Source organism: uncultured Amnibacterium sp. (assembly GCF_964245895.1).
Taxonomy (GTDB): Bacteria; Actinomycetota; Actinomycetes; order Actinomycetales; family Microbacteriaceae; genus Amnibacterium.
In genome coordinates this window covers 1-8,353 of the sequence record NZ_CAXTOQ010000149.1, presented here as the reverse complement: position 1 = coordinate 8,353, position 8,353 = coordinate 1, and the positions used below count along the sequence as shown (strand labels likewise).

Sequence of the window (8,353 nt, the reverse complement as noted above, 5' to 3'; positions counted from 1 at the left end):
CGTCGCGGACGACGGAGCCCGTCCAGGTCGCGGTCTCATCGAATTCGCCGGGCTGACCCGCCACGAAGACGTCGCCGAGGACGATCCAGTCACGGAGGTCGCTGGAGGTCGCGTGCCCGATGCGAGCGGCGCGGTGCCGCTTCCCTTCGGCGTCGGGCGTTCGAGGCGCGTGCAGGTAGAACAGGTGGTGCTGCCGGCCGTCGTCAGCCAGCCAGAAGTCCCACACCCAATCCGTGTCGATGGCTAGCACGTGGTCGCTCCCGCGTGCGTCGTCGTCGTCAACGAGATCCCCTTCGATCGATGCTAATCCGCCTTAGCAGGGGAAGTAAAACGCCTTAGCACCGATTCGTCAACTGCGCCGTACACTTGGGCGTCTCGGTTCGGTAACGGAGGGTCGATGGTCGAGCGCCGGGTCACCCAGGCTGATGTCGCGCTGCTCGCAGGCGTCTCGCCGACCGCGGTGTCCCTCGTCCTGAACGAGCGGTCCGGCACCCGGCTCTCCGCCGACGCGGCTGAGCGGGTCCGCAACGCGGCTCGCGAACTCGGCTACCGACCGAACCTCACCGCGCGAGCGCTGAGCACGCAGCGATCCGACGCGATCGGGCTGGTGTCGGACCTCGCGGTCATCAGCCGAGAGGCGAACGCGCTCGTGAAGGGCGCGCTGCAGGCTGCCCGCGAGCTGGGCTACACGCTCTTCGTCGCTGAGACGGACAGCGATCCCGCTGCCGAGCAGGAAGCGGTCGAAGCGCTGATCGACCGGCAGGTCGACGGCATCGTGTACGCCGTCTCACGCGCCAGGGAGATCGTGGTGCCCGAAGCCGCGCGCCGGACCCGCCTCGTGCTCCTCAACGCCACGAGCTCCACGGAGCACCTGAGCGTCCTTCCGGACGAGTACGCGGGCGGCCGCAGCGTCGTCGAGCTCCTCGCTGGCGCCGGTCACACCGCCGCGATCGCGGTGATCGGGGCGGACGAGCCGCAGGAGGACTCCGACCTGACCGTCACGGTCCGTCGCCGGCTCGAGGGGATGTGGTCCGCGTTCCGCGAGCACGACATGGACCCCTTCGTGACCATGGCGACGACCAGCTGGGATCTCGCAGCGGGGCACGAAGCCATGCGCCGGCTCCTTGCGAGCGGCCATGTTCCTCAAGCGATCATCTGCTTGAACGACCGCCTCGCGTTCGGCGCCTGCCGAGCGCTCGGGGAAGCCGGTCTCGTGGTGCCCGACGACGTGTCCGTCGTGTCGTTCGACGACGACATCGTCGCGCAGTTCATGCAACCGCAGCTGACGACCGCTGCCCTTCCGTACGCGGTGATGGGGGAGCTGGCGGTCAACCTGCTTATGGACGCCGACGCCGAGCACCGCGAGTACCTCGTGCCCATGCCGATGCGCATCCGCGGCTCGGTGGCGTTCCGCGCCTAGCTGCGCGGCGGCCGAGGCGATCGACCGCCTGCAGCGCCCGATCGATCGGCTGCCCCGCACGGGTCTAGGCGGCTCAGACCCCGCCGAAGGTGATGACGGCGTCGGTCGCGAAGCCGGCGAACAGCCCGGCGAGCACGCCGTACGCCACGAGGTCGGTCCGGCGTGCCCTGGCCGCGATCCCGAGCAGCTGGATGATCACGAAGAGGATCGAGCCGGCTGCGAGCGAGAGGAACAGCACGCTCAGCACCGTGCTCGAGTAGGCCCATCCGATCGCGGTGCCGATGAAGGTCGGGACCCCGCCGATCGCGCCCAGCAGGAGCAGGAAGCGCCAGGACGGCCGCTCGGCGTCGGCCGCGAGCGGCGCGACGATCCCGAACCCCTCGGTGGCGTTGTGCAGGGCGAAGCCGACGACCAGCACGGCGACGAGACCGAGCGCGCCGCTCGCGGCGGACTGGCCGATGGCGAGGCCCTCGGCCAGGTTGTGGACCCCGATGCCGATCGCCACGAGCGTCGCGAGCGACCTGCTCGTCGTGCCGCAGGCGGCCTTCCGCCGGCTCGTGAAGCGCTCGTACCCGACGACCGAGAGCAGGCCGGCGCTGATGCCGCCCACGAAGAGGACCCCGAGCCCCGCGACCGCGCCCGCATCCCCGGATCCGGTCAGGGCGGCGTCGATCGGCTCCCAGGCCGCGGACAGCACGTCCCACACGAGGAAGAGCAGCACCCCGACCGCCCCGGAGCTGAGGAGCACGCGGAGCGTGAGCGCGGGCGATCGCAGCCGGCCGACGGGCAGGCCGAACACGATCGTGCCGCCGGCCACGGCGCCGAGCGCGAGGGTCGTCGGAAAGTTCACCGGGAGCACTCCTGAGGTAAGGCTGTCCTCACCACCGTAGGCGGTCGGACGGCGCCGAGGCGGGTCGGCGCCGCACGCGTTGCGACTGCGTTCGAACGCGCCGCCTGCCGGTGTCCAGGGAGAGCGCCGTCTCTTGCCGGTTCCTCCGCGGGAAGGATCGACGATCGAGGCATGGCTGGAGCACGAGACGACGGATCGCCCGAGGCGCGCTCCACCCCGGAGGGCGGGGTCGCCGCCGAGGTGCGGCACGACACCCGCATCGGCGACCAGGACCTGACCGACTGGTCGACCCCGGTCGGGCGGGGAGCGGCGCGGTCGGCGCAGCGGGCGAGCTCGCGGCTCGGCCCGCACGGCGCGCTCGCGCTGATCCTCGGGCTGGGGATCGTCCTGGCATTCGTGCTCGCCTTCCTGGCGGCCAGGGTCTACGACGCGGTGACCGAGTCCGACGGGGTCGCCGGCCTGGACGTGCCGCTGCTGCACGCCGCCATGGGGCTCCGGTCGCCGGCGCTCGACGGGATCGCGGCAGCCGTCGCGGTCGGCTTCGGGCCGATCGGCATGCCGGTAATCGCGGTGCTCGCCTGCGTCCTGCTCGCCGTGCGCCGCAGGTCGATCACGCCGGTCATCCTGGTCGTCGCCGCGGGGCTGGGCTCACTGCTGATGACGGTCGCGGGGAAGGACATCATCGACCGGCACCGGCCGTCGCTCGCCGACGCGATCCCGCCGTTCGAGTACTCGCCGTCGTTCCCGAGCGGGCACACGCTGAACGCGACGGTGATCCTCGGGGTGCTCGCCTACCTCCTCGTGCTGCGGCAGCGCTCCGCCGGCGCCCGCGTGATCACCGTCGCCGCCGCGCTCGTCGTGTCGCTGGTCGTCGGGCTCACCCGCATCCTGCTCGGGGCGCACTGGTTCACCGACGTGCTCGCCGCGTGGCTGCTCGGCGCGGCCTGGCTGGCGCTCGTCATCACCGCGCACCGGCTGTACCTGACGACGCGACGGCGGGGTGCCGTGGAGGCGGTCTCGCAGGACGCCGACCGGCGATGAGGGCGGAGCGCTCGATCCGAAGGCCGACGGAGCGGTCGCGTCGCGCCGGGCACCGCTGGGCGCTGGATCATGGGACGCGATGGACCCCGCGAGGCTGACCGCGACCCTGCTCGGGATCGTCGCGCTCTGCGCCGTCGCCGCCGCGGTGCTCGGCGCCGCGCGGATCCCGCAGTGGTGGACGCCGACGACCGCGGTGATCCGCGCCGCGGTGCAGCTCGCGGTCATCAGCCTGATCCTGTCGGGCGTCATCACGAACGCCGGATGGGTCGCGCTGGCGCTGCTCGTCATGCTCGGGGTCGCGATCGCCACCTCGTCGCGACGCATCGGGTGGAGCGCGCGCCACCTCGCCGTCGTCGCGGTCGCCATCGTCTCGGGCGCCTCGGCGACGCTGCTGGTCGTGTTCCTCTCCGGCGCCCTCGCGCCGACCCCGCGCTACCTCCTCGCGATCGGCGGCATCGTGATCGGCAACACCATGGCCATCACGACGCTGACGGCTCGCCGGTTCCTGCAGGCCGTCGACGAGCAGTGGGACCAGGTGGAGGGGTGGCTCGCCCTCGGCGCCGGTCCGGTCGATGCGACCAGAGACCTCGCACGGTCGGCGGTGCACTCGGCGCTCGTGCCGTCGATCGACCAGACGAGGACGACCGGGCTCGTGACGCTGCCAGGCGCCTTCGTCGGTGCCGTGTTCGGCGGGCTCTCACCGCTCGAGGCCGGCCGGTTCCAGGTGGTGGTCCTCGCCGGGATCCTGGCGGCCGGCGCGCTCACCGCCGTGCTGACGGTTCGGCTGCTCGGTGCCGTGACGCAGCGTCCGGTCAGCCCGTAGGAGGGGGTCGCGCTGTCGATGTTGCGATCCGGTTGCGGCTCGGCGCACGGATCGCTGCGGATGCGCCTGAAGTGGGGCCACCGCGATCGGCGCGGCTTCGATTCACTGGCGCATCGGAACGGCGGGGAGGGGTGGAGCGGGGATGGCAGCAGCGGTGCGGCGGGGCCGGCGACGGGCGCTCGGTGCCGCGGTGCTCGCGGCCGCGGTGGCGGTGCTGCCCGTCGCGATCGCCACCGCCTCCACGGGCACGGTCGACGGCGATGAGCGCGCAGCGGCGGCGCAGGCCGTGCTCGACCGCGTGCTCGGCCCGGGCGGCTCGGTCGTCGTCGTGGCCGACACCGTGCAGACCTCCACGTCCGCGACCAGCACCGTGCGGTGGGGGAGCGGCGTGGTCGGCTCCGTCGCGTCGACCTCCATCTCCGGGCGCGGCGCCGGCGTCTCCCGGTCGATCGTGCAGCAGGACCTGGTCGGCGGCACCACGACGTCCACGGTCACCCCGGCGGGCGCCCTCGTGCAGCAGTCCGTCTCGGTCGCCGTGGATCGCGCGCACCTCGGCACCACCCGCCTCGCGACCATCCGACGGCTGGTCGCCGCGGCGGTCGGCCTGACGCCGTCCCGCGGGGACCGGCTCTCGGTCGTCGCCGCGACCTTCGCGAAGGCCGCGCCCCCTCGGGTGCCCGCGGCGCCCGGGCCGCTCGCGCTCGCGGCGCCCTTCGTCGGCCCGCTGCTGTGGACGCTCGGCGGGGTCGCGGCCCTCGGGATCCTCACCGTTCTGGTCGAAGGTCGTCGCCGGAGCGAACGGGCGGCCGCCCGGTCGTGACCGATCCGACCGAGGCCGGTCGGGTCGTCCGGGTCGCAGCGGACTCCGCCACACTGCTGCGGTGACCAGGACGTCGCGCGCCAAGGCCCCGCCGCCGCTGCTGCTCGTGGAGGACGACCCGCAGCTCGGCCCGCTGATGGTGGAGGTGCTCGGCGAGGACTACGCGGTGACGCTGATCCGCGACGGTGACGAGGGGCTGGAGGCGGCCCGTCGCGGCGACTTCGACGCCATCGTGCTCGACCGGCGACTCCCCGGCACCGACGGGGTCGGCGTCGTGCGCGAGCTGCGCAGCACCGGCGTGACGACGCCGGTGCTGATGCTCACCGCGCTGGGCACCGTGGGGGACCGCGTCGACGGCCTCGACGCCGGCGCCGACGACTACCTCGTGAAGCCGTTCGACTTCGCGGAGCTCGCCGCGCGCCTGCGCTCCATCCGCCGCGTGCACGGGCGGAGCGAGACGGTCGTCTACATCGGCGACTGGGAGTTCCGGCCCGCGAGCCGGCTGATCAACTCGCCCTACGCGGGGCGGCGGGTGCTCACCGAGACCGAGACGCAGCTGCTCCTGCTGCTCACGCGGCACGCCGACGAGACCCTGTCGCGCGAACGCATCCTGCGCGAGGTGTTCCGCGCCGGGGACAGCGTCGGCACCGTCGACACCTACATCCACTACGTGCGGCGGAAGACCGAGCACGACCTCATCACCACCGTGCGCGGTCGCGGCTACAGGCTGGGGCAGCCCTGACCGGGCACGGGGGTGGTGCGGACGACTTCGACGTGCGATCCGTGCGCCGCGCCGCCCTGCGCACGGCGTGGCAGGTGACGGCCGTGTCGACGGGGCTCGTGGTCGGCATCCTCGGCCTGGCCGCCCTGTTCGTGCTCGACCAGTCGCGGCCGACGGAGCTGCTCGAGCGGCCGAAGCCGGGGGAGTCGAAGATCTACGTCGACTCCCACGAGGTGCTCGTCGCCCTGATCGTGCTCGGGGTCGCTGCGGTCGCGATCGTGGGCTTCGCCAGCTGGGGCATCAGTCGCCGGGCGGTCACCCCGATCGGTGCCGCGCTGCGGATGCAGCGGGCGTTCGTGGCGGACGCGAGCCACGAGCTGCGGACCCCGCTGACCGTGCTCGACACCCGCGTGCAGCTGCTCGACCGGCGGCTCGCCCGAGGGGAGCCCTACGCGGAGACGCTCGCGGCGGCGCGGCGCGACACCAGGACGATGATCGACGTCGTCGCCGACCTGCTGCTCGTCGCGGAGGCGTCCGCGACGGACGCGGGGACCAGCGCGGACCTGCGCCCGACCGTGCTGTCCAGCGCGGAGGACCTGCGGCTGCTGGCCACAGAGCGCCGCGTCCGGGTCGAGGCGGTCGTGGCGAACGAGGGGCGGGTCGGCCTGTCGGAGCCGAGTCTGCGCCGATCGCTCGTCGTGCTGATCGACAACGCGGTGGCGCACACGCCGGACGGCGGGGTCGTGCGGGTCGACGCCCGCGTCGAGCGGGGCACCGCGATCGTCCGTGTGCAGGACACGGGGCCGGGGATCACGGGGATCGACGTCGACCAGGTCTTCGAGCGGTTCGCCCACGGTGCCGAGACGGGCCAGCGCCGCGGGTTCGGCATCGGGCTGTCGCTGGTGCGGGACCTCGCGGTGCGGCACGGCGGACGGGTGCTGGTCGAGTCGACCTCCGGCTCCGGCTCCGGCTCCGGCTCCGGCACCACCATGCGGCTCGAGCTGCCCCTAGTCCGCTGAGCGGTCCGGCCGGGGCGGAGCGTGATCCCCCTCCGCCGGACCTCACGCCGCGACGGACGCGCGTGCGGCGCGGCCTCGACGGTCCGCGCGGCGCTGCACCGCCGTGAAGACGATGACCCCGCCGACGATCACGGCGAGGAACAGGTCGCTGACCAGGCCGGTGCCGAGCCCGAGGCCGCCGTCCTTCGTCGGCTGCGTCAGCAGGTCGCCCAAGGAGGCGCCGAGCGGGCGGGTCAGCACGTACGCGACCCAGAACGTGAGAACCGCGTTCGCCTTGAACCCGAACCGGGCAACCGCGACGACGGCGATGACCCCCGCGAACACGGCCGCGGACGGCAGGTAGCCGAGGCCGATGCCCTCTGCGAACCAGTCGCCCGCGGAGGTACCGAGCGCGAAGGCGAGCAGGATGGCGGTCCAGTAGAACGCCTCCCGCCGCCGGGTGACCACCGTGTGGATGGACAGCGTGCGCTCGCTCAGGTACCAGGCCGTGAACGCGACCGCGAGCCCGATCCCGAAGATCGCGGTCGACACCGCCAGAGGGACGCCCCAGCCGTCAACCAGGTTGTCGGAGAACAGCGTGCCCACGACGCTGATGACGACGACGACCGTCCAGTAGACCGCCGGGACGTACCGGCGGGACCGCAGCTGCACCGCGAGCCCGGCGGCGAGCAGGAGCGCGGCGATCGCGGTGGTGCCCGTGAGCCCGAGCCCGAGCGTGCCGTTCAGGAAGTCCGCGCCGGTCTCACCGACTGTCGTCGAGCAGACCTTCACCAGCCAGAACAGCAGGGTGATCTCGGGGACCTTGTTGAGCATGGTCGCGACGACGGGGCGTCGGGGTGGGGTGGAGGTGTCGGCGTGCATGGATCCGACGTTCGTCCTCGCCGTCTTCAGCCCGCAGCAACGCGACCTGGATCGGACCGCAACCCCGGGTCGGCCACGGATGCCGCGGACGGGAGCCGCACCTCGAACGTGGCAGGGCGGCCTCGGGTGAGCCGCACGTCGCCGTCCACCCGGCGGGCGAGGCGGCGGGAGAGCGCGAGCCCCAGTCCCGTCCCGTCGGATCGGGTCGTGACACCCGGGTCGAACAGCGACTCCTCGACGGCCGGATCGACGCCGGGGCCGTCGTCCTCGATCTCGACGACGACCTCGTCGCCCGGGCGGATGCGGACTCGCACCGCCGTCGCCGCGAGCCGCGTGGCGTTGTCGAGGATCGGAGCGAGGATGCGTTCGAGGTGCTCCGGAGGCACGGCGACGGTCGCGGCGCCGTCGACGGCCGCGGGCGCCCGGCCGGGAAGGGTCGCGAGGGCCGCCTCGACCGCGTCCCGGACCTCCGCGGTGCCGGCGGCGGCCACCTCCGACTCGTCCAGCAGAGCGGTGACGGCGCGGGTCATCGCGGTCGCGGCGGATCGGATGCGTTCGAACCGCGCCCGCTCCCGCGCCGGGGCGGAGCGCTGCATCAGGGCGAGGTCGGCCTCGCCGACGAGGATCGTGAGCGGGGTCCGCAGCTCGTGGGCGATCTCGGCGGTCAGGCGCCGCTCGGCGGCGAGGGCGTCCTCGACGCGGTCGAGCAGGTCGTCCAGCACCGCCGCGAGCCCGGTCAGCTCGTCGCGCGGGGGCCCGAGCTCGAAGCGCCCGCCGTTGCGATGCCTGCTCCACTCC

The 8,353-nt window shown here is 73.4% G+C and carries 9 protein-coding genes and 1 pseudogene; 6 read left to right on the top strand and 4 right to left on the bottom strand.

Going from position 1 to position 8,353, the window contains the following annotated elements; all coding sequences use genetic code 11:
* Nucleotides 1–250: pseudogene (locus tag ACFE60_RS15700) on the bottom strand (glycosyl hydrolase family 32); the annotation flags it as partial.
* Nucleotides 251–397: 147 nt separating this feature from the next.
* Between ACFE60_RS15700 and ACFE60_RS15695 the strand changes: the two are divergent.
* Nucleotides 398–1,420, top strand: coding sequence for a LacI family DNA-binding transcriptional regulator (locus ACFE60_RS15695; protein WP_375389800.1), 1,023 nt, complete (start codon nucleotides 398–400; stop codon nucleotides 1,418–1,420).
* A 73-nt stretch (nucleotides 1,421–1,493) separates the two neighbouring features.
* Here the strand turns inward: ACFE60_RS15695 and ACFE60_RS15690 are convergent, their stop codons facing one another.
* Nucleotides 1,494–2,270, bottom strand: a complete 777-nt coding sequence (locus ACFE60_RS15690) for a ZIP family metal transporter (RefSeq protein ID WP_375389799.1) — start codon at nucleotides 2,268–2,270, stop codon at nucleotides 1,494–1,496.
* Between the two features lie 171 nt (nucleotides 2,271–2,441).
* On the opposite strand from ACFE60_RS15690, the gene ACFE60_RS15685 reads away from it, so the two are divergent.
* The 5 genes from ACFE60_RS15685 to ACFE60_RS15665 all read left to right on the top strand — a co-directional run bounded on the left by ACFE60_RS15685 (nucleotide 2,442) and on the right by ACFE60_RS15665 (nucleotide 6,694).
* Nucleotides 2,442–3,311, top strand: a complete 870-nt coding sequence (locus ACFE60_RS15685; protein WP_375389798.1) for a phosphatase PAP2 family protein — start codon at nucleotides 2,442–2,444, stop codon at nucleotides 3,309–3,311.
* Between the two features lie 79 nt (nucleotides 3,312–3,390).
* Nucleotides 3,391–4,134 (top strand): ABC transporter permease, encoded by a 744-nt coding sequence (locus tag ACFE60_RS15680; RefSeq protein ID WP_375389797.1) that lies wholly within the window; start codon nucleotides 3,391–3,393, stop codon nucleotides 4,132–4,134.
* Nucleotides 4,135–4,276: 142 nt separating this feature from the next.
* The gene (locus tag ACFE60_RS15675; RefSeq protein ID WP_375389796.1) at nucleotides 4,277–4,954 is read left to right on the top strand and encodes a flagellar M-ring protein FliF C-terminal domain-containing protein; all 678 of its coding nucleotides are present in this window, start codon (nucleotides 4,277–4,279) and stop codon (nucleotides 4,952–4,954) included.
* A 61-nt stretch (nucleotides 4,955–5,015) separates the two neighbouring features.
* Entirely contained in the window at nucleotides 5,016–5,696 is a 681-nt protein-coding gene (locus ACFE60_RS15670) for a response regulator transcription factor (RefSeq protein WP_375389795.1), read from the top strand.
* Nucleotides 5,697–5,728: 32 nt separating this feature from the next.
* Entirely contained in the window at nucleotides 5,729–6,694 is a 966-nt protein-coding gene (locus ACFE60_RS15665; protein WP_375389794.1) for a sensor histidine kinase, read from the top strand.
* 42 nt (nucleotides 6,695–6,736) lie between these two features.
* Here the strand turns inward: ACFE60_RS15665 and ACFE60_RS15660 are convergent, their stop codons facing one another.
* The gene (locus ACFE60_RS15660) at nucleotides 6,737–7,555 is read right to left on the bottom strand and encodes a hypothetical protein (RefSeq protein ID WP_375389793.1); all 819 of its coding nucleotides are present in this window, start codon (nucleotides 7,553–7,555) and stop codon (nucleotides 6,737–6,739) included.
* 26 nt (nucleotides 7,556–7,581) lie between these two features.
* Nucleotides 7,582–8,353 (bottom strand): sensor histidine kinase (locus tag ACFE60_RS15655; RefSeq protein WP_375389792.1); only part of this gene is annotated, 772 nt, incomplete at its 5' end.

Bases quoted from the DNA above. Each gene is read 5' to 3' on its own strand.
- ACFE60_RS15660 (WP_375389793.1), bottom strand. From the start codon at position 7,555: ATGCACGCCGACACCTCCACCCCACCCCGACGCCCCGTCGTCGCGACC.
- ACFE60_RS15675 (WP_375389796.1), top strand. From the start codon at position 4,277: ATGGCAGCAGCGGTGCGGCGGGGCCGGCGACGGGCGCTCGGTGCCGCG.
- ACFE60_RS15685 (WP_375389798.1), top strand. From the start codon at position 2,442: ATGGCTGGAGCACGAGACGACGGATCGCCCGAGGCGCGCTCCACCCCG.
- ACFE60_RS15680 (WP_375389797.1), top strand. From the start codon at position 3,391: ATGGACCCCGCGAGGCTGACCGCGACCCTGCTCGGGATCGTCGCGCTC.
- ACFE60_RS15695 (WP_375389800.1), top strand. From the start codon at position 398: ATGGTCGAGCGCCGGGTCACCCAGGCTGATGTCGCGCTGCTCGCAGGC.